The following is a 20,555-nucleotide window of genomic DNA, read 5'->3' as shown; positions in this document are numbered from 1 at the left end:
GACCTATTTAGGAGGACTTTCCTGATCGCTCTACGCAGAAAAAGGAAAATTCCCCGGTGGCCAGCAGACGCTGATCCTGGCCTGTAATATCCACAGATACTAAAACTGTGGACCTGCCCCGGTGCCGGACCCGTCCGGTGGCCCGGACCGTTCCCTCCGTCTGGTTGCGGAGGAAGTGCAGGGACCCGTTCTGGGTGACATAATTGCGTCCATCTGTGTGAGCCGCGCTGCCCGCGGCATTATCCGCCATGGTATACAGCGCGCCGCCATGGACCATTCCAAAGATATTTCTGCTCTCCGGCCGGATGTCCAGGCGGAAAACCGCGTAATCCGGTTCCACATGCTCCAGCTCAATATGGTTGTAGCTCATGAATTGATTCTTTTTGAGCCGCTCCCGCATGGTTTCTTCCAACTCGTTCATCTCTGGTCTCCTTTGATTCAATTGGAATCAGTTTACCATGGAGCATTCCTTTTTTCCAGAGTTTTTTCTCAATGGGGGGTTGACAAATGGATTTTATTTCGTATAATGAACATATGAACAATCATTCATTTGTTGAAAGGAGTGCTGATATGGAAGACCGTTATACGGTGGAGTGCTGCGACGACACCTGCCCCCATCAGGACATCCTGAGCCGTGTCCAGCGGGCTATTCCGGACGAGGATACCCTGTATGACCTGACAGAGCTGTTCCGCATCTTCGGAGATTCCACCCGGGTGCGCATTCTCTATGTTCTGTTTGAGTCGGAGATGTGCGTGTGCGATATTGCGGAGCTGCTGGGAATGACCCAGTCCGCCATCTCCCACCAGCTGCGGGCACTGAAAAATGCCCGGCTGGTCAAGGCCCGGCGGGAGGGGAAGACCGTTTTTTACGCCCTGGCGGACGACCATGTGAAAACCATCATCGACCAGGGGCTGGAGCACGTGCTGGAATAAGTATCCCAAGCGGGAATTCATCCACCAACATCAAAAAGGAGTTGTTTTTTATGAAAAAGCGTTTTCATCTCTCGGACCTGGACTGTGCCCACTGCGCTGCAAAAATGGAGGACGCCATTCGGAAAATTGACGGCGTTCACAGCGCCAGCGTCAACTTCCTCAGTCAGAAACTGAGCATCGACGCCGATGACGCCCGCTTCGACGGCATCATGCGGGAAGTGGTGGCAGTTTGCAAGAAGGTGGAGCCGGACTGCGTCATCCACCTGTAAGGCCGATATCCGGCCTGTAGGGTCTGGCGCGGCCAGACAGGAGGTCCCGCATCCCCTCAGGCGGCAGGTGCTTGGAGCGCGCGGCGGAAACCGGAAAGCACTTCCTGTCCGCCGCGCCTTCTGCGGGGGGAGAACATCCACGGACCCTCTCTCGGCTATGCAGAAACGGGCTTGAAAAAAGGCCGCTTCCGCATCGGCCATCTTCCTTTTCTCAGAGGAACCTGCCTTCTCAAGCGTGATGAAGGCTTTGACGGGGTGTGGACGGCCTTCTGCCGGGCCCCCGCTTTTTTGAGAGCCTTCATCGGCCGCTTGTCCAGCGGACCATCCTTCCCGGCCGTCTTCCGGCGGGACTGGCGGTCCTTCAAAAACCTGTAATTGGGAGGAATCTCCATGAGCAAGAAGCAAAAAAAGATGCTGACCCGGATTCTGGCCGCGGCGGTGCTGCTGGTGGTGGTGAAGCTGCTGCCAGAGATCCGTCTGCCCATCCACCTTCCGCTGATCAGCAGCCCTGCCGCCCAAAACGGCACGATGTTTTCCCTGGCCCCCTGGCTTCTCTATCTCGTGCCCTATCTCATCATCGGATGGGATGTGCTGGCCCGGTCCCTGCGCAACATTGCCAACGGCCAGGTCTTTGACGAGAATTTCCTGATGGCTCTTGCCACAGTGGGGGCCTTCGGCACCGGGGAATACGCGGAGGCGGTCTTCGTGATGCTCTTCTACCAGGTGGGAGAGCTGTTCCAGGACTACGCCGTGGGCAAGTCCCGGCAGTCTATTGCCGCTCTCATGGATATCCGGCCCGACACCGCCAACCTGGAAGGGGAGAACGGCGAGATCCAGGAGGTGGACCCGGAGGAGGTGTCCGTGGGCTCCATTGTGGTGATCAAGCCCGGCCAGCGGGTGCCCCTGGACGGCGTGGTGGTGGAGGGTACCTCCGCCCTGGACACTGCCGCCCTCACCGGCGAATCCGTTCCCCGGGATGTAGTCCCCGGCGACGCGGTCATCAGCGGCTGCGTCAACCAGACGGGCCTTCTCCGGGTGAAAGTCACCCGGGAGAGCGGGGAGTCCACAGTCTCGAAGATTCTGGACCTGGTGGAAAACGCCAGCGAGAAGAAGTCCACCAGCGAGAACTTCATCACCCGCTTTGCCCGGTACTACACCCCTTGCGTGGTGATCGCGGCCCTGGCGCTGTTTCTGATCCCCACCCTGGCCCTGGCGCTGACGCCCGCCGCATCCCAGCCCGCCTTTCTCCTGGGAACCACTTGGTCCAACTGGCTCCACCGGGCCTTGATTTTCCTGGTCATCTCCTGTCCCTGCGCGCTGGTGATCTCTGTTCCGCTGAGCTTTTTCGGCGGCATCGGCGGGGCCAGCAAGTGCGGTATCCTGGTCAAGGGCGGCAACTACCTCGAAGCCCTGGCCAAAACGGAGACCGTGATCTTCGACAAAACCGGCACGCTGACCCGGGGTACCTTTACCGTCACCGCCGTACACCCGGAGAGCGGCTTTACCCGGGAACAGCTTCTGGAGGACGCGGCTCTTGCGGAGCGGTATTCGGACCATCCCATTTCTCTCTCCCTGCAGGCGGCCTGTACCTCTTCGCTGGACGCCGGCCGGGTGAGCGGCGTGGAGGAGATTGCCGGACACGGCGTTCTGGCCCAGGTGGACGGCAGGCGTGTGGCCGTGGGCAACCGCCGCCTCATGGAGCGCCAGGGCGTTTCCGCCGCCCCCTGTGAGCTGCCAGGCACCATCGTCTACGTGGCAGTGGACGGCGCTTACGCCGGTCACATTGTCATCTCCGACCTTCCCAAGGAGGACGCCAAAGCCGCCATCGCGGATTTGAAGGCCAATGGCGTGAAAAAGACTGTGATGCTCACCGGCGACACAGAGGCCGCCGCCAAGGCCGTGGCCGCGGAGCTGGGGGTGGATGAATACCACGCCGAGCTGCTGCCCGCCGACAAGGTGGAGTGGATGGAGCGGCTGCTGGCCTCCTCCGGTGGAAAGACCGCCTTTGTGGGAGACGGCATCAACGACGCGCCGGTGCTGACCCGGGCGGATATCGGCATCGCCATGGGAGCCCTGGGCTCCGACGCCGCGATTGAGGCCGCCGACATCGTTCTCATGGACGACAAGCCCTCAAAAATCGCCACCGCCATGCGGATTTCCCGCAAGACGCTGCGGATCGCCCACCAGAATATCTGGTTTGCCCTGATTGTGAAGTTTGCGGTGATGATCCTGGGCGCCTTTGATCTGGCTACCATGTGGGAGGCTGTCTTTGCCGACGTGGGCGTTGCCTTCATCGCCATTCTCAATGCAACCCGGTGTCTGAAAACTGAGGAGTTCCGCTCCTGACGGAGCAAGTTCCACGCCCCGCCCGGAATATTTCTGGGCGGGGCGGTTTTTTTCATGGATTTGATCCGGTTTTTCCAAGAAGCTGCTGGCATTTTCCACACTCTCGTGTTATCTTGTGGATAGAACCCATCCAAAAGGAGATCTCCTATGAAACGCTTCTTGCTGCCGCTTCTTCTCCTGCTGCTCACCGCCTGCTCGCCACAATCCCTCTCCGGTCAGGTGACAGAGGTCATCACCGGTCCTGACGGAACCCTGACCGCCCTGGTCATTGAGACGGACGCCCATGAGGAGCGGGGCCTGCTGATTACGGGGGAAACCATGCTCTTTTCTCACCTGGACGGCGTTTCTCAGGATCTACTGCTTGCCTATGAGCTGCCGGAGCTGATCGTCTCCGCTGAGTGCGAACGCCTGAACAAAACCCTGGTGGACGGCCGGGAGATGCCGGCCTGCACCGTTCCATGGGTCTCCATCGACCAGGCCCATCTGGAGGATACCCTCCTGGCCGACGGCACGCCGGTGGAGCTTTGGCTGACGCCCTTCTCCACCAGCTACCGCCTCCCCAACGGCCCGGAGCTGCTTTCGGTCCGGAGGTCCTCCGGGCCGGAAAACGTTCTTGTAGGTGGTGCGGAGGGCTATGCGGACCTGCCTGAGGCCGCCCAGCAGCGGGTATCGGCCTATTATCAGGAGCAGGGCCTGCTCTACGACACGCAGGCGGAGCTGGAGCGGGCCTACCGGGCCTATGTGGATACCGGCTGTCCGGAGGATTTTGACTCCCACATGCTGGAGCAGAGCATTTATCCCACCGCATCCAGTCAAGAAGTGATGTACTTCCTGACCTCGGTCACGCTGCCTTTGGACGGCAATACCGCCACCGAGCTCCGCCTGGGAGCGGCCTTTGACCGGAAGACGGGGGAGGCCCTGGAACCCCAGGAGCTGTTCACCTGCTCTCCAGAAGCGCTGATCACAGCCCTGCTGAACTGTTCCAAGGTGACGGAGCCCACGCTGCGCCGGGAGATGACAACCGCCTTCCGGCCGGAATATCTAGTCTTTTTCCCGGAGCATCTAGAGGTCTCCTTTCCCCAGGGTGTCCTGCCCAGCCAGGAGCACGCCTATATCCTGAGCATCCCCTATGAAGACCTCCCTCTTTCTCCCTGGGCGCTCCCAGAGGCGGCAGCTTAAAATCATCCCGCCAAGGGTCAAAGGGGCCGGCCCTTCGCTCAGGTTTTCTCAGAGCGGGACGCCCCATATTGATACACCCGCCTCCCCCAGAGGAGGAAACCCACGGACACCAGCACGCCCAGGCCCTCCGCTGCCGGCACGGCCAGCCAGATGCCGGTCTCTCCCCAGAGCTCCGGAAGCAGCATCAGCATCCCCACCAGGAACAAAAATGTCCTGGCAAAGGAGATCACGGCGGACACCAGTCCGTTGGAAAGCGCCGTGAACAGCGCGGAGGCAAAGATGCTGATCCCCATCAGAAGGAAGCTGACAGCATAAATGGGGAAGCCGTCCATGGTGATGGCAAACACGGTGCTGTCCGGGTCCGTAAACAGCGTCAGGCTGGGCGCAATCACCACCCTGGAGAGGGCGTAGGCCCCCACAGAGCAGAAAATCGTGAACCAGAGGCAAATGCGGAAAATTTTTTTCAGTTGATCCGCATCCTGGGCTCCATACTTATAGCTGATCACCGGGGCCACCCCCATGGAAAAGCCGAAGAACACCGCTGTGAATACGAACTGAAAATACATGGCAATTGTGATGGAGGCAACGCCGTCCTCTCCCCAAAAGCGGAGAAATAGAATATTGAAGAGAAATGTGGTTATGGCAGTTGCAATATTGCTGACCATTTCCGAAGAGCCGTTTCCACAGGTTTGCAGCAGCATCCGCCGCCGGGGATGAAAGCGGGTGAACCAGAGGGCACTGTCCCTGGGCCGGCAGAAGTACCAGAGGCCCGCCGCCGCCGGAATGCAGTAGCCGATGCCGGTGGCGATGGCGGCGCCTGCCACACCGCTGTGAAGGGGCGCCATGAAGAGATAGTCCAGCACCACATTGCTGATTCCGCCCGCCACGGTGGTTCCAAGGCCCAGTGTGGGCTTTCCAGCCGTGACGAAAAGCACCTGAAAGACCGTCTGCAAAAACATGGCCGGGGCAAACCACAGGAGAATCCGGGTGTATTCCACAGTGTAGGGCATCTGGACCTCACTGGTCCCCAGCAACTCGAGAATAGGACCCAGAAAGAAATTTCCCGCCAGGGCAAATACAACGCCGGTTCCAAGAGCCACCGCGACAATGCAGGAGAAATCCTCTCTTGCCAGGGCATCCTTTCCCTCGCCCATCTCCCGGGCGATCACAGCGCTGCCGCCGGTACCCAGCATGATGCCAAGGGCCAGCTGCAAGGAGCTGAGGGGATAGGACATATTGACAGCGGACAGTGCCAGCGTCCCCACCAGACGGGAGATAAACATGCCGTCCACAATGGTATAAAGGGACATAAACACCATCATCACGATGTTGGGCAGCGCAAATCGAATCAAAGAGCCGGTATGAAATTCTCTTGCCAGCTTGTTATCCATGCTGAACCTCCCGGGCAAAGGCCTCTGTAAAAGCTCGATTCGCCTCCACCATTTCCCGGAAGCGGGCTTCCCCCATGGCGGCCACGGCCCGGTCCTCAATCTCATAGAGCTCCTGAAGGCATGGGCCGGCAAACGCCCGGCCGGCCTCGGTGAAGCGAACCTGCTTTTCCTTTTTTCCTGTTTGAAAGAATACGTATCCCTGCCGTTCCAGCTCCTTGACCACCGTGTTGACGGTCTGCTTGGGAATCAGCCAGGTCTTGGCAATCTCCTTTTGCGTGCATCCCTCATCCTGATCCAGCGCGTAAAGAGTCATGGCGGTGTGATAGCTCAGCCCATGCCGTTTGGACACCGCGGCATAGAGTTCGTCCTGCCGGCAAAGACAGGTGCACAGCAGCTTCATCTGTTGGCGGATGGTCATCAGCTCCACTCCTTTTAGTACAATTTCGGACTGTATGAGTCACAAGGAGCAGTATAGTACGATTTCGGATTACTGTCAAGAGAAGAATTTACCTTTTGTCGTGCTTCAGAATATCAGGAACCTCCTTTCGTTCTTCTACGAAAGGAGGTTCCTGACAAAGAGCAATTGCTCCATCAACTAAAAGTTTCAGACTTTATATGATACTGACAATGAATACGATCATAGAAGCCCCGATGAAAAAAATTCCGCCAATTCTCATCAGAGCTAAATATAAATCCGTTGGTTCTCCGTTTTTTACAGAAAAAATATTCTCGATCTTCCAAAGAACTTCTGGCTTAAACAGCATAGAGAAACCAAGCACAAGCAAAACAACAAGCCAGATACCATCCATCGTGATCCCCTCCACAACTTCAAATTGATTTCTCTATTTGCTTTGCCAAATTTTTTTGCTTCCATCCACGCATTGTGAAATGGCGAAACCCACTGTTTCCCAATATTAAGAAAGAGACATGCTCTCCTGCATCCTTCCACTGTCACCATCAAACAGGGCGACTGGCTCCTCACAAATTGGTGATTACAGCTTCTCCAGTTCCGCCTGCCATAGCGTCCAGCTTGCGTCGCTCGGCATCCGCCAGTCGCCGCGGGGGGAGAGGGCCACGGTGCCGACCTTCGGCCCATCGGGGACACAGCTGCGCTTAAACTGCTGAGAGAAAAAGCGGCGATAGAACACCTTCAGCCATTTCAAAATGACCTCCCGGCTGTACTGCCGGCCCAGGGCATACAGCGCCAGCCGGTAGATCTTTCCGGGGGAGAAGCCCCAACGAAGCATATAGTACAAAAAGAAATCATGCAGCTCGTAGGGGCCTACCAAATCCTCCGTCCGCTGGCTGATCTGGCCCTGTACGGCGGGCAACAGCTCGGGGGAGACCGGTGTTGCCAGGATATCCTCCAGCACGTCGTGGAGGGCTTCATCCTTCTCCGCGTTGTCCCTGGCCAAGTAACCCACCAGATACCGCACCAGGGTCTTGGGAATGGAGCAGTTGACCGCGTACATGCTCATATGGTCGCCGTTATACGTGCACCAGCCCAGGGCCAGTTCGCTCAAGTCTCCCGTGCCGATGACAAGTCCGCCGCTGCGGTTGGCGATATCCATCAGCACCTGGGTCCGCTCCCGGGCCTGGGCGTTTTCAAAGGTGACGGAGTGATCGTCCATATCGTGGCCGATGTCCTTAAAGTGGCTGCGGACGCTGGCGGAGATATCCACGGTTTTCAGCACCGCCCCCATCCGCTCCGCCAGGATCACGGCATTGTTCCTGGTCCGGTCCGTGGTGCCAAAGCAGGGCATCGTGACGGCAATGATGTCCGTCATGGGCCGGTCCAGCATTTTCATGGCAAGGCCCGTCACCAGCACCGCCAGCGTGGAGTCCAGTCCGCCGGAGAGCCCCACCACAGCGGTCTTGGCCCCGGTGTGCCGCAGCCTCTGCTTTAAGCCCAGGGAGGCGATGAGAAGAATCTCCCGGCACCGCTCGTCCCGGTCCTCCTTCCCCTCCGGGACAAAGGGCATGGGGGCCACATACCGGGTGAGCTTCGTGTCGGAGACGGTCAGCGTAAAGCCTTTGTAATTCTTCCGCTCCACAATCTCAGAAAACACCTGGGTCCGGCGGCGCTCACAGCGGAGCTTTTGCACGTCGATCTCGGAGATCAAAAGTCCGTGTTCAAACCGCTTTTCACCCAAAAGCGCGCCATGCTCCCCAATCAGCTGGTGGGCGCCGAACACCGTGTCGGAAGTGGACTCTCCCTCGCCGGAGCTGGCGTAGAGATAGCCGCACAGGAGCCTTGCGCTCTGGGCCGTCACCAGCTGGCGGCGATAGGCGTCCTTACCGATCACCTCATTGCTGGCGGATAGATTTCCGATGACGGTGGCGCCCGCCTTTGCCATGCGGACGGAGGGAGGCTCCGGCGCCCAGAGATCCTCACAGATTTCAAATCCCAGCGTCAGCTCCGGCAGATTTTCACAGGGAAAGATCTGTCCCGCTCCAAAGGGAACTGCTTCCTGACCGCACAAAGCGATGTAGTCATCCTCCTCCGGCGCGGGGGCAAACTGGCGCTTTTCGTAAAATTCGCCGTAGTTGGGCAGATGGGTCTTGGGAACCAGACCTAAAATCTCACCTTTTTGTATAACTGCCGCGCAATTATACAATTTGTTATTTACCCGCACCGGTAAACCCACCGCAGTCACCACTTCCAGATTCCGGGTAGCCTCCAGCACGGTGGCCAGGGCCTCCTCCGCGCCCCGGAGCAGCGTCTCCTGGAAGAACAGGTCCCCACAGGTATAACCGGTCAGCCCCAGCTCCGGCAACACCAGCACCTTGACCCCGGCCTTCTCTGCGGCGCGCATTATGGTAAAGGTCTGCTCAGCGTTATAGTGACAGTCCGCCAGACGCAGGTCCGGGCTTCCACAGGCCACGGAAATAAAACCGTCTTTCATCAAAAGGACCTCCTTTGTTTTCATGATTCCTATTTTACACCTGGCGTCCCGGATTGACAAGAGACCTCCCCGCCAATCCGCAAAGAGGCTGATGCTTGCTTCTTTCTCCGTCCTCTGTTATGATCGGAAACAGGGAGGTGCTATATGGAAACCATCTATTTTGCCGGCGGCTGCTTCTGGGGCATGGAGCATTTGTACCGGCAGCTGCCCGGTGTGGCAGAGGTGACTCCGGGCTATGCCAATGGAGACTGTCCCGAACACGCCCATTACGCCGCTGTCTGCACCGGCGTCACAGGCTTTCGGGAGACCGTACAGGTTGTCTATGACCCAGCGGTGGTCCCGCTGGAGCATCTGCTGTTCGCCTTTTTTGCCGTCATCGACCCGGAGACTCCCAACCGGCAGGGGATGGACTTTGGAACCCAGTATCAGACCGGCGTATACTGGACATCCCCGGAACAGGAGGCGGTGGTCCGAAGAATGTTTGACATAGAGGCCGCTGCCCTGGACTGCTTTGAGGTGGAGAGCGGGCCGCTCCTCAGCTTTTACCCGGCGGAGGAACCGCACCAGCGGTATCTGGAAAAACATCCAGGCGGATACTGCCATATTTCGCTGTCCAAAATTTCCGCGCTGTCTCAGTGCCCCGTTCCCGTCTATGACCGGCCGGCCAAGGTCATCCTGCGAGAATATTTAGAGAGAACACAGAGAGCGGACCGCTGACGCGGTCCGCTCTCTGTGTGTGTGTTTTAGGAGGGAGAAAACGCATCGGGTTGGGAGGACCCTTTGCTTGATGATTAAGATACCCAATAATTTTTGCAAAACTATGTTTTTTATGTAAACAGTTTGTGAATGTTTCCCGGGCTCCTCATGTTCCTCAGAATTCGTGCCCCTCCGGACCCGCTGCCCGCGTCAGGCACAGCGCCGGGGTCCTGATGCATTCCACACATCGATTCCGGGGGTATCTCCGTCAGCTTGTCACTGCCGTTGTGATATGGATGTCCCGCAATGCGGGCCAGCTGCCAGGCAGAGCCCGCCGGGGCTAAGGCCGCTCTTCACGCCGCCGCGCTGCGGCGGTCTACTTGTACTTCCGGCTCTCCGCCACCGCCAGCTCATCACAGCGGTTGTTATATGGATTCTCCGCATGGCCCTTGACCCAGTGGTAACGGAGGGTGTGGCATTCCTCCAGCTCCAAAAGCCGCTCCCAGAGGTCTGGGTTCAGCGCCGGCTTTTTGTCGCTTTTCACCCAGCCCCGAGCCCTCCACCCCTTGGCCCAGCCCTTGGAGAGTCCGTCAATGACGTATTTGGAGTCCGACCACAGCTCCACCACGCAGGGCTCCTTCAGCATGGAGAGCGCCTCAATGACCGCGGTGAGCTCCATGCGGTTGTTGGTGGTGTCCGGCGCGCCGCCGGAGAGCTCCTTTTTGTGGGCGCCGTACAGTAAGATGGCGCCCCAGCCGCCGGGCCCGGGATTGCCGGAGCAGGCGCCGTCGGTATAGATGGTGACTTGTTTCATCGGTTTCCGTTTCCTTTTTATCAGTTTCAGCCCCCGCGCAGGGGCGCACAGAAGATCGTAAAAATCTTGATCGGCTGAGCCTCGGACACTCCAGGCGGGGCTATGGAGCACCGCCATGATCGCTGCGCAGAATCCCACATACGTCAAAGCCGCGGTGAAGAGACCCCCTGCAATCAAGAGCACACACTCCATCATACCACCTCACAGATGGTATTTTATCATTGTGTGTCTCTATTTGCAAACTATTAATTATCAAATAAAAATCATGTGGGTGTATATGAACAGATGGATTTTGACTACACTTTCTTTGAGGTGTTGCGTTTTGGATATGCGGCATTACAAAGAGTGGATTAAAATTGGCCTGAATATTCTCTACTACCGCAAAGAACAGCGGCTGACACAGCAACAGCTTGCAGACCTCTGTGGTGAAAACGGAGTCAGCCGGGCCTTTATTCAGCGTGTAGAAACGGGCGTCAGTTCTTGCAGCCTCGATACCCTGATAGACATTGCCGCGGCCCTGAAAATCCCCCTGTACAAGCTGTTTGAATTCAAAGAATGAGAGCGTGATGTCACGCTCTCATTCTTCATTTATGCCTCCGTGGTCTCCGGGAGCTGGGTATCCTCCCTGTCTGTCAGGGCCATGGAAATCACTTGATCTCCCTCTTCCTTGAACCGCATGACGATCACGCCCTGGGTGGCCCGGTTGGAGGTCTCCTTGATGTTTTCAACCGGCGTGCGAATTAAGATGCCCGCCTGGGTCACCAGCAGCAAATCCTCGCTGCCGTCCACCACCTTGATGCCGATCACCGGTCCGGTTTTGTCGGTCACCATGTAGTTCCGAATGCCAAGGCCGCCCCGGTTGGTGATCCGGTACTCCTCCACAGGGGTCCGCTTGCCGTAGCCCTTCTCCGTGATGGAGAGGACTTGATAGCCTGGCTTTGCCCGGGCCGCGCCCACCACATAGTCGCCGTCCCGGAGGCGGATGCCCCGAACGCCCACAGCCTCCCGGCCCATGGGCCGCACGTCGTTTTCGTCAAAGCAGACCGCCTGTCCATCATGGGTTGCGATGAGAATCTTCTGCGCCCCGTCGGTCTCCCGCACAGTGATGAGCTGATCGCCCTCGTCCATCCGCAGGGCCCGGATGCCGTTATTCCGGAGATTCCGCAGCGTCCCAACCGGCAGGCGCTTCACGGTTCCGTTCCGAGTCACCATCACCAGGTACCGGCTCTCGTCGTGCTCAATGTCCCGGGTATGGATCATGGCCTGAATCCGCTCGCCCTGCTCCACCTGCAAGATGTTCACAATGTTGGTGCCCTTGGCAGCCTTGCCGGACTCGGGAATCTGATAGCCCTTCTTCCGGTACGCCTTGCCGGTGTCGGTAAAGAACAGGATGTGGTCATGGGTGGAGGCGGTGAACACATCCACCACATAGTCCTCTTCCCGGGTGGTGATACCCTTTTTCCCCATGCCGCCCTTGGACTGGGCTGTATACTCGCTCACCGGTGTGCGCTTGATGTAGCCGGCCTGAGTCAGGGTGAAGACGCACTGCTCCTCCTCAATGAGGTCCTCGATATCAATCTCGTCCTCCACCTCCTGAATTTCCGTCACCCGGTCGTCACCGTACTTGTCGCTGATGGCCTGCAGCTCTTCCTTCAAAATCTGGCGGACCAGCCCATCGTCGGACAAAATCCGCTGGTAATAGGCAATCCGCTCCTCCAGCTCCTGGTACTCCGCTTCCAGCTTCTCCCGGTTCAACCCCTGCAGGGCGATCAGGCGCATGTCGCAGATCGCCTGGGCCTGCACATCGTCCAGGCCAAAGCGGGCCATCAGGTTTTCCTTGGCGTTGTCATAGCTGCTGCGGATAATTTTGATAACCTCGTCGATGTTGTCCTGGGCAATCAGCAGTCCTTCCAGCAGGTGGGCCCGCTCCTGAGCCTTGCGCAGGTCATATTTCGTCCGGCGGACGATCACTTCCTCCTGAAAGCTGAGATACTCGTCAATGATGTGCCGCAGAGAGAGAATCCGGGGCTGGGACTGGTTGTTCACCAGGGCCAGCATGTTGATGGCAAAGGTCGTTTGGAGCTGGGTCTGGCTGAAGAGGCGGTTGAGCACCACCTGGGGGTTGGCGTCCCGCTTGAGCTCGATCACAATCCGCATGCCGTTGCGGTCGGACTCGTCCCGGATATCGGAGATGCCGTCCAGCCGCTTGTCCTCCACCTGATCCGCCATGCTCTTAATGAGCATCCGCTTATTGACCTGGTAGGGAATCTCGGTGATGATGATGCGGGTACGGTTATTTCCAAATTCCTCAAACTCGTGGCGGGCCCGGATGACCACCCGGCCCCGGCCGGTTGCATAGGCCGCCCGGATGCCGCTTCTGCCCATGATGATGCCATGGGTGGGGAAGTCCGGCCCTTTCACGTGCTGCATCAGGTCAGAGAGGGTGGCATTGGGATCGTCCAGCACGCAGATGCACGCGCCAATCACCTCCCGCAGGTTGTGAGGCGGGATATTGGTGGCCATGCCCACGGCGATGCCGCTGGAGCCGTTTACCAGCAGATTCGGGAAGCGGCAGGGAAGAACCCGCGGCTCCTTCCGGGTCTCGTCAAAGTTGGGGTCCCAGTCCACGGTTTCCTTGTCAATGTCCCGGAGCATCTCGTCAGAGAGCTTGGAAAGCCTGGCCTCCGTGTACCGGTAGGCCGCCGGGGGATCGCCGTCCACAGAGCCGAAGTTACCGTGGCCGTTGATCAGGGGATAGCGCATGGAAAAATCCTGGGCAAGACGCACCAGGGCGTCGTAAACCGAGGCGTCTCCGTGGGGGTGGTAGCGGCCCAGCACATCGCCCACGCACGTGGCGGATTTCTTGAAGGGCTTATCCACCGTGAGGCCGTCTTCATACATGGCGTAGAGAATCCGGCGGTGCACCGGCTTCAGCCCGTCCCGCACATCCGGCAGGGCCCGGCCCACAATGACGCTCATGGCGTATTCAATATAGGATTTCTCCATCTCGGGAACCAGCGGGGAGATCTCAATCTTCTGATCGGGATACCGGATTTCCTCAGGATCGTATTGGGGTTTCTTACTCATATCGGCATCCCTCCTTTAATAGTCCAGATTGACGGCGTACTGGGCGTTCTTTTCAATAAATTCCTTCCGGGGCTCCACCTTTTCGCCCATTAAAACGGTGAACACCTCGTCCGCCGCCACAGCGTCATCCAGCGTAATGCGCCGCAGCGTGCGGCGCTCCGGGTCCATGGTGGTCTCCCACAGCTCGTGGTAGTCCATCTCGCCCAGGCCCTTGAAGCGGCTGATCACCACCTTGGTATTGGGGTTGTCCCCCCGCATCTCGGCGGAGACCGCATCCCGCTCTTCGTCGGAAAACGCCACCCGGGTGGTCTTGCCCCGCACCAGCTTATAGAGGGGCGGCACCGCGGAGTAGACATACCCGTGCTCAATGAGAGGCCGCATAAAGCGGAAGAAGAACGTCAAAAGGAGCGTCCGGATGTGGGAGCCGTCCACATCCGCATCCGCCATGATGATAACCTTGTGGTAGCGGAGCTTGGAGAGGTCGAACTCCTCCCCGATGCCGGCGCCCAGAGCCGTGATCACCGGCTGAAGCTTGTCGTTGCCATAGACCTTGTCCGCTCGAGCCTTTTCCACATTCAGCATCTTGCCCCACAGGGGGAGGATCGCCTGAAACCGGGAGTCCCGCCCCTGGGTGGCGGAGCCGCCGGCGGAGTCACCCTCGACGATATAGAGCTCGGTAAGCTCGGGGTTGTTCTCGTTGCAGTCCCGGAGCTTATCCGGCATGGCGGCCCCGCCCAGGGCGGTTTTGCGCCGGATGGATTCCCGTGCCTTTTTGGCCGCCTCCCGGGCGCGGCTGGCGGTGAGAGCCTTGTCCAGAATCATCCGCCCCACCTGGGGATTTTCCTCCAGGAAGGTCTCCAGCTTTTCCGAGACAATCGTGTTCACCAACGTCCGGATTTCGCTGTTGCCAAGCTTCGCCTTTGTCTGTCCCTCAAACTGGGCGTCTGTCAGCTTCACGGAGATCACGCAGGTGAGGCCCTCCCGGCAGTCCTCGCCGGAGATTTTGTCCTCGTCCTTGAGCATCTTGATTTTCCGGCCATAGGCGTTCAATACATTCGTCAGCGCGCGCTTGAAGCCCTCCTCATGCATGCCGCCCTCCGGGGTATGGACGTTGTTGGCAAAGGAGAGAATGGTCTCGTTATAGCTGGAGTTATACTGCATGGCCACTTCCGCCACGGAGTCCTCCCGCTGTCCGGCCATGTAGATGACGCTCTCATGAAGCGCGTCCTTCGTGCGGTTCAGCCAGGTGACAAACTCCCGGATGCCGCCGGCGTAGCACATGGCATCCTCCTGCTCCTGACCGGGACGCAGGTCCACAGTCCGAATCCGCAGCCCCGCGTTTAAGAATGCCTCCTCCCGCATCCGGGTGTGCAGTGTCTCGTAGTTGTAGACTGTGTCCTCGAACATCTCCGAGTCCGGCTTGAAAGTCACGGTGGTGCCGGTGTGGTCGGTGGTGCCCACCACAGTCATCTCCTGAGTGACATGGCCCCGGGAGAATTTCATCTCATAGATCTTTCCATCCCGGTGGACCTGCACGGTCAGCCATTCGCTCAAGGCGTTCACCACCGATGCGCCCACGCCGTGCAGTCCGCCGGATACCTTATAGCCCCCGCCGCCGAATTTTCCGCCGGCGTGGAGCACGGTATACACCACTTCCAGAGCGGGCTTGCCCGTCTGGGCCTGAATATCCACAGGAATGCCCCGGCCGTTGTCCACCACCGTGATGGTATTATCCGCGTTGATCTGCACCAGGATATCCGTACAATAGCCGGCAAGCGCCTCGTCAATGGCGTTGTCCACAATTTCATAGACCAGATGGTGAAGACCCGATGTGGAGGTAGAGCCGATATACATACCCGGCCGTTTCCGGACAGCCTCCAACCCCTCCAGCACCTGAATTTCCGAGGCGTCATATTCATTTTGCGTGTCTACCGCAGTAGAATGCAACAGTTCATTTTCTGCCATGTCATTTCTCCTTTCAGGGGAATCCTCCCCGGCGCAAGGCAAGAAGAGCCGGGCCGGAGCCCTTTCCGGCCCGTTTCTCCTTGCCCTGAAAACGTAAGTCCAGTCAAAACTTGTTTCTGCGCTTCTCCCAAATCAGGCGAGCCGCCGTACCCACTGCACAGCTCAACAATGCGGCCTCCGCAAACCAGCCGCAGATCGCAACAAACATCAAAGCTTCCGAGTTGTACAGATAGGACACAATTTCCGCGGCCAGCAGAATACAAGCACAAATCCCAGCGGAGATCCGCCGAGTCCAAGCCCCCCGCCGTGGCAGGAGTCCCACAGTCAGACCCGCCAGCATGCTGGCAATCACCATCATATTCAGCGGGAACACCCAGGCGTAAAATGTCCGAATGGAATGAAAGAAATCCAGAATCAGCATCGAAACGCCCCCTTGCAAGTCTGGTTTTCCGCCTGCTGTCCGGTATTTCCAAACAGCCCCAGGCTGTTACAGCTCCAGCCTGCCGCTCTCCGCCCGATTTTTCAGGGTGGAGGGGTTCAGCTGACTGAGATAGACGATCTGCCGGTGATAGGGGTGATCGCATATCACAAAGGATTTGGGCAGATCACCGGAGATATCCAGCACCACGCCTTCCCGCTCTGCGGCGGACAGGTAATCCCGGGTCCGTTTACTGGTGCTGCACTTGTCCAGATCAAAAATGCCGATGATCCTGTGCTCTGCAATCACCTCATTCTGACCAAGATGCAGATACAAAGCCTCACTCCCTTCCTCTCTTCCATTCACAGCGCCGCTTTCACGGCGCGGCGATTTCATACGCGCTTACGCGCGGTTCCCGGCGCCTCCGCTTGCTCACGTGTTCATCTCCGAAACGCTTCCATGCTCAATATGAAAGACTTTTCCCTTCAGCAGTTCCCGCAGTCGGTCGTCCTCACAGCAGGTGATGAACACCTGCCCGCCCGCGATGCGGTTGAGGACGAATTCCTGCCGGCGGGGGTCCAGCTCGCTGAGCACATCATCCAACAGCAGCACCGGATATTCCCCCACCACATTTTTATAAATTTCCCGTTCCGCCAGCTTCATGGAAAGAGCCGCAGTCCGGGTCTGTCCCTGAGAGGCATACTGCTTGGCGTCCCGGCCGTCAATCGTGACCAGGAGATCATCCTTATGAGGGCCGGACAGGCACAGCCGGGAAGCCCGCTCCGCCTCCCTGTGGGACTCCATATGGGTCCGGAGCTGATTCATCAGCACGGAAAGGTCCGCGCCAGGATCTGTAACCGTAGAAACCGTCGCATATTGAATCTCCAACTCCTCCCGCTCTCCAGAACACTCCCGGTGGTTCAGCGCCGCGTATTCCCGCAGCCGCAGGGAGAACTGATGGCGGTAGTGAATCAGCACCGCACCGTATCTCACCAGCCGCTCATTGAACTCCGGCAGCGTGTCCAGCAGGTCTGGCCGCTCCTCCGCATCCCGGAGAATCCGGGTCTTGTGCTCATACGTCCGATGATATTGAGCAAGCGCCTCCGCGTATCTTGGCCGCAGCTGGGAGAGGGTGACATCCAGAAAGCGCCGTCTGGCGGCGGCCCCCTCCCGGATCAAAAGGAGGTCCTCAGGACAGAAAAACACCGTGTTATAGACCCGGCTCAGCTCCGCGCCGGTTTTTACCGGCACCTGATTGATCAGAAGCTTTCTCCGCCGCTCCCGGCTCAGCTCCGCCCGCACCTGAAACTCCCGTTCCCTGACAAACACCCCGGCCGTCATGACCGCCGCCTGCCCGCCAAAGCGGATCATGTCACGGTCCGTCCTGGCTCTGGGGGATTTTCCGCAGGAGAGATACGCCAACGCCTCCAGGAGATTGGTTTTGCCCTGGGCGTTCTCCCCATAAATCACGTTGCACGCAGGGTCAAATTCCAGAAACTGCTGTTCATAATTCCGAAAGGATTCCAGATACAGGGTGTCAATCTGCATATTTCACCGTGTAATGCTTCCCGGCAAAGCAGACGTCATCACCGGGACGGATTTTCTTTCCCCGCATGGTGCAAACCTCGCCGTTCACCAAAACCTCGCCGCCCTGAATCCGCTCTTTCGCCTCGCCCCCGGTTTCCACCACATTGGCAAGCTTCATCAAATCCTGGAGCTTGATAAACTCTGTTGTAATAGGAATCGTCTTCATATCACTCCGCGCTCTTCAGCCGCACCGGCAGCACCATGTAAAGAAAGTTTTCCTCGCCGTCTACCGGCACAATAATCGCTGGAGAAACTCCGGTATTCAGCTCAATTTTCACGCTATCCGCCGGAGCATAGCGCAACGCCTCCATCAAATACCGGTTATTAAAGCCGATTTCCAGCCCGCCCCCGTCTCCGGAGAGGTAACAGACGTCCCGCGCCTCGCCGTTGCCGGTTCTGGCGGAGAGCATCAGCTTGTCATGATCAAATACGCACCGGACCGGGCTTTTCAGCTTGTCGGAGATGACCACGGACACCCGGTCAATGCTCTCGATCAGGGCCTTGGTATCCGCAATCACCGTAATGGGATTTTTGCGGGGAATGGCGTTTTTATAGTCCAGGAATTCCCCCTCCAGACGGCGGCAGATCAGCTCTGTCTGGCCAACCTCAAAGAGGATATGCCGTTTGCCCAGGGTCACCGCAGCCAGGTCTTCCACATCCCCGCAAATGCCCTTCACCTCGTTGAGGGCGGAGCCGGGCGCCACAAAGGAAAACGCGCCGCCCTCCATTTTCTCCAGGGGCTCCCGCCGGATGGCAAGCCGGAATCCATCCACCGCCACCATGGTGAGCCCCGTGTCGCTGATCTCAAAGAGAGCGCCGGTGTGCACCGGGCGGCTCTCATTGGTGGAAACCGCGAAGGCCACCTCTTCAATCATGGCCCGCAGCGTTTTTTGAGGCAGGGATACGGAGTATTCGTCCTCCACTTCCGGAAGATCCGGGTAATCGGCGGCGGAGAGGCCTAAAATATCAAAGTCGGCGTCCCCGCAGCGCAGATGCACCATCATTTTTTCATCTGCGGAGATCGTTACCACATCGTCCGGCATCCGGCGGATAATATCACCAAACAGTCTCGCATTCAGAACAATCTCGCCGCTTTGTGCAACGTCCGCCGGGACGGTGGTCCGGATGCCGGTTTGCATATTGTAGCCGGATACGCTCAACTGGTGATCCGCCCGGAGAAGAAGCCCCTCCAGAGCCGGGATGGAACTCTTTTGCGCCACAGCCCGTCCTGTGACGGAGATGGCGTTTTGCAGGAGGACTTTTTCACAGCTAAATTTTATCATGGCAAATTTCCTCTCTATCTTGCTGCTTTTTTCAAGAAAAAAGAATCACATGTTTTAGAAATAATAATCATAGAATAAAAAAATGTGGAAAAAAAGAAAAAGTGCTTTTCCGACAAGGAATTCTCTCTCCAGACGGGATGTGGAAATCAGCGCCTGCTTTTCCACCCGAGATTTGGGATACCCGCTTTTCCACACCCCTTTTTTCCTTTTCCACAGGGAATGTGCAGAAATTACCGCTTGGAATTGATGTTGGTCTTAATCTCCTTGACCGTCTCGGCAAAGGCTGGGTCTTTTTTCATTTTCTTCTCTACCTGCTGAATGGAGTAGAGCACGGTGGAGTGGTCCCGGTTGTCAAAGACCTTGCCGATGTCCACCACAGAGGAGTTGGTCATGGAGCGGATCAGGTACATGGCGATCTGCCGGGCCTGTACGGCCTCCCGCACCCGCTGCTGACCGCGGATGACGGATTCCTCCAGACCATAGTACTTGCAGATGTACTCGAGAATTGCCTCCGGTGTGGGGATATACTCGCTGCTGCGCTTTAAAATATCCTGCATGGCCCGGGTGACGGTTTCCTCGTCTGCCTCATTGCCAAGAAGATCCTTATAGGCCAGAATTTTATGAATGGTGCCCTCCAGCTGGCGGACATTGGCGGTGACGTTTTCCGCGATATAGTTGGCAATCTTGTCGGGCAGAGTCATGCCCAGCATGGCGGCCTTGTTCTTGACAATGGCCACCCGGGTTTCAAAGTCCGGAGGCGCTACGTCCACCAGCAGCCCCCATTCAAACCGGGTGCGGAGACGGTCCTCCAGCTGGGTCATCTCGGAGGGGGGGCGGTCCGAGGTCAGAACGATCTGCCGTCCGGACTCATAGAGGGTATTGAAGGTATGGAAGAACTCCTCCTGGGTCTGCTTTTTGCCGGCGATGAACTGCACGTCGTCCACCAGCAGAAGATCCGCCTGGCGGTATTTCTCCCGCATGTCTGCGGTTTTGCCCTCCCGGATGGCGTCCACCAGCTCATTGGTGAGGTCGTCGCCCTTCACATAGGCGATTCTGGCCTTAGGGTCGTTTTTTCGGATCACATTGGCAATGGCGTAAATCAGGTGGGTTTTTCCAAGACCGGAGTCCCCATAGATGAGAAGGGGGTTATAGTTTTTGGCTGGGTGCTCGGCAACGGAGAGGGAGGCGGCATAGGCAAGCTTGTTGGAAGGACCTACCACAAAGGCCTCAAAGGTAAATTCAGCTGTGCTGAAGCGGTCGTTCTGCCGGTTGTTTTCTCCTTCGTTGGCACGCTCTCCGATAATGCGAACGTCAAAATCCATGGAGAAAATATCTCGCAGGACTGCCTTGATGTTTTTTAGGAACAGGGATTCAATATAGCCCTTTTTAAAATCGTTGGGACAGTAGAGAACAAAGACGTTTCCCTGAATCTCCACCGCTTCCAGCTCGTCAAACCAGGTGGCGATGGTGGTTTCAGAGAGATCCTTTTTCAACTGCTGCAGGACGTTGTTCCATACGTCGGCGATGGAATTCAACAAAAGCACCTCTCTTGTCATCTGAATATCAAGCGACTGCGGCGTTTGAACCGTGCGGGGGCTTCCCGGCCGCGCAGAGGGGCGGATGGCACAAAAGCAGTCAATTCGCTATTTTTTCATTATACCAAAAAAGTGGGTTTCAAGCA

Annotated in this window: 20 protein-coding genes; 6 read left to right on the top strand and 14 right to left on the bottom strand. The window is 57.8% G+C overall.

What is annotated here, in order from left to right; all coding sequences use genetic code 11:
• Window positions 1-7 precede the first annotated feature (7 nt).
• Window positions 8-421 (bottom strand): PaaI family thioesterase, encoded by a 414-nt coding sequence (locus KJS55_RS07325; protein WP_187030106.1) that lies wholly within the window; start codon window positions 419-421, stop codon window positions 8-10.
• A 149-nt stretch (window positions 422-570) separates the two neighbouring features.
• On the opposite strand from KJS55_RS07325, the gene KJS55_RS07320 reads away from it, so the two are divergent.
• From KJS55_RS07320 to KJS55_RS07305, 4 genes are all read left to right on the top strand, one after another.
• On the top strand, window positions 571-933 hold the full coding sequence (locus KJS55_RS07320; RefSeq protein WP_187030105.1) for an ArsR/SmtB family transcription factor: 363 nt from the start codon (window positions 571-573) through the stop codon (window positions 931-933).
• 50 nt (window positions 934-983) lie between these two features.
• Window positions 984-1,202 carry a heavy-metal-associated domain-containing protein gene (locus KJS55_RS07315; protein ID WP_187030104.1) on the top strand — a complete coding sequence of 73 codons (219 nt, stop codon included), beginning with the start codon at window positions 984-986 and terminating at the stop codon, window positions 1,200-1,202.
• Window positions 1,203-1,592: 390 nt separating this feature from the next.
• Entirely contained in the window at window positions 1,593-3,548 is a 1,956-nt protein-coding gene (locus KJS55_RS07310; RefSeq protein ID WP_187030102.1) for a heavy metal translocating P-type ATPase, read from the top strand.
• A gap of 147 nt (window positions 3,549-3,695) precedes the next feature.
• Window positions 3,696-4,727, top strand: a complete 1,032-nt coding sequence (locus KJS55_RS07305; RefSeq protein ID WP_213543016.1) for a hypothetical protein — start codon at window positions 3,696-3,698, stop codon at window positions 4,725-4,727.
• 38 nt (window positions 4,728-4,765) lie between these two features.
• Here the strand turns inward: KJS55_RS07305 and KJS55_RS07300 are convergent, their stop codons facing one another.
• The 4 genes from KJS55_RS07300 to KJS55_RS07285 all read right to left on the bottom strand — a co-directional run bounded on the left by KJS55_RS07300 (window position 4,766) and on the right by KJS55_RS07285 (window position 9,024).
• Window positions 4,766-6,118: an MATE family efflux transporter gene (locus KJS55_RS07300; protein WP_187030097.1), complete on the bottom strand. Its 1,353-nt coding sequence runs from the start codon at window positions 6,116-6,118 to the stop codon at window positions 4,766-4,768.
• Entirely contained in the window at window positions 6,111-6,536 is a 426-nt protein-coding gene (locus KJS55_RS07295; RefSeq protein WP_187030095.1) for a MarR family winged helix-turn-helix transcriptional regulator, read from the bottom strand. The genes KJS55_RS07300 and KJS55_RS07295 overlap by 8 nt, the downstream gene beginning before the upstream one ends.
• Window positions 6,537-6,729: 193 nt before the next feature.
• Complete coding sequence (locus tag KJS55_RS07290) at window positions 6,730-6,927, bottom strand: DUF6199 family natural product biosynthesis protein (protein WP_187030093.1); 198 nt, start codon at window positions 6,925-6,927, stop codon at window positions 6,730-6,732.
• A gap of 183 nt (window positions 6,928-7,110) precedes the next feature.
• Complete coding sequence (locus KJS55_RS07285; protein ID WP_213543015.1) at window positions 7,111-9,024, bottom strand: NAD(+) synthase; 1,914 nt, start codon at window positions 9,022-9,024, stop codon at window positions 7,111-7,113.
• A gap of 144 nt (window positions 9,025-9,168) precedes the next feature.
• Here KJS55_RS07285 and msrA point away from each other — a divergent pair, with 144 nt between their 5' ends.
• Window positions 9,169-9,741 (top strand): peptide-methionine (S)-S-oxide reductase MsrA, encoded by a 573-nt coding sequence (gene msrA, locus KJS55_RS07280; protein WP_187030089.1) that lies wholly within the window; start codon window positions 9,169-9,171, stop codon window positions 9,739-9,741.
• 355 nt (window positions 9,742-10,096) lie between these two features.
• Here msrA and rnhA read toward each other — a convergent pair whose 3' ends face one another.
• A complete protein-coding gene (gene rnhA, locus KJS55_RS07275) occupies window positions 10,097-10,534 on the bottom strand; it encodes a ribonuclease HI (RefSeq protein ID WP_187030087.1) in 438 nt (145 codons plus the stop codon).
• Between the two features lie 328 nt (window positions 10,535-10,862).
• Here rnhA and KJS55_RS07270 point away from each other — a divergent pair, with 328 nt between their 5' ends.
• On the top strand, window positions 10,863-11,093 hold the full coding sequence (locus KJS55_RS07270; protein WP_187030086.1) for a helix-turn-helix domain-containing protein: 231 nt from the start codon (window positions 10,863-10,865) through the stop codon (window positions 11,091-11,093).
• 29 nt (window positions 11,094-11,122) lie between these two features.
• Here the strand turns inward: KJS55_RS07270 and gyrA are convergent, their stop codons facing one another.
• From gyrA to dnaA, 8 genes are all read right to left on the bottom strand, one after another.
• Window positions 11,123-13,621 (bottom strand): DNA gyrase subunit A, encoded by a 2,499-nt coding sequence (gene gyrA / locus KJS55_RS07265; protein WP_213543014.1) that lies wholly within the window; start codon window positions 13,619-13,621, stop codon window positions 11,123-11,125.
• Between the two features lie 15 nt (window positions 13,622-13,636).
• On the bottom strand, window positions 13,637-15,586 hold the full coding sequence (gene gyrB, locus KJS55_RS07260; protein ID WP_213543013.1) for a DNA topoisomerase (ATP-hydrolyzing) subunit B: 1,950 nt from the start codon (window positions 15,584-15,586) through the stop codon (window positions 13,637-13,639).
• A gap of 103 nt (window positions 15,587-15,689) precedes the next feature.
• Window positions 15,690-16,007: a hypothetical protein gene (locus KJS55_RS07255; RefSeq protein WP_187030083.1), complete on the bottom strand. Its 318-nt coding sequence runs from the start codon at window positions 16,005-16,007 to the stop codon at window positions 15,690-15,692.
• Window positions 16,008-16,073: 66 nt separating this feature from the next.
• On the bottom strand, window positions 16,074-16,340 hold the full coding sequence (gene remB / locus KJS55_RS07250) for an extracellular matrix regulator RemB (RefSeq protein WP_187030082.1): 267 nt from the start codon (window positions 16,338-16,340) through the stop codon (window positions 16,074-16,076).
• Window positions 16,341-16,436: 96 nt separating this feature from the next.
• Window positions 16,437-17,552: a DNA replication/repair protein RecF gene (gene recF, locus KJS55_RS07245; RefSeq protein ID WP_187030080.1), complete on the bottom strand. Its 1,116-nt coding sequence runs from the start codon at window positions 17,550-17,552 to the stop codon at window positions 16,437-16,439.
• Complete coding sequence (locus tag KJS55_RS07240) at window positions 17,542-17,757, bottom strand: RNA-binding S4 domain-containing protein (protein ID WP_187030078.1); 216 nt, start codon at window positions 17,755-17,757, stop codon at window positions 17,542-17,544. Before KJS55_RS07240 ends, recF begins: the two co-directional genes overlap by 11 nt.
• Window position 17,758: 1 nt before the next feature.
• Complete coding sequence (dnaN, locus tag KJS55_RS07235) at window positions 17,759-18,874, bottom strand: DNA polymerase III subunit beta (RefSeq protein WP_207724350.1); 1,116 nt, start codon at window positions 18,872-18,874, stop codon at window positions 17,759-17,761.
• Window positions 18,875-19,104: 230 nt separating this feature from the next.
• Window positions 19,105-20,412 carry a chromosomal replication initiator protein DnaA gene (gene dnaA / locus KJS55_RS07230; RefSeq protein WP_228300484.1) on the bottom strand — a complete coding sequence of 436 codons (1,308 nt, stop codon included), beginning with the start codon at window positions 20,410-20,412 and terminating at the stop codon, window positions 19,105-19,107.
• Window positions 20,413-20,555: the final 143 nt, after the last annotated feature.

It is taken from the genome of Pusillibacter faecalis (assembly GCF_018408705.1).
GTDB lineage: Bacteria > Bacillota > Clostridia > Oscillospirales > Oscillospiraceae > Oscillibacter > Oscillibacter faecalis.
The sequence above is the reverse complement of the archived record's forward strand: the minus strand, read 5'-3'. Positions and strand labels throughout refer to the sequence as shown.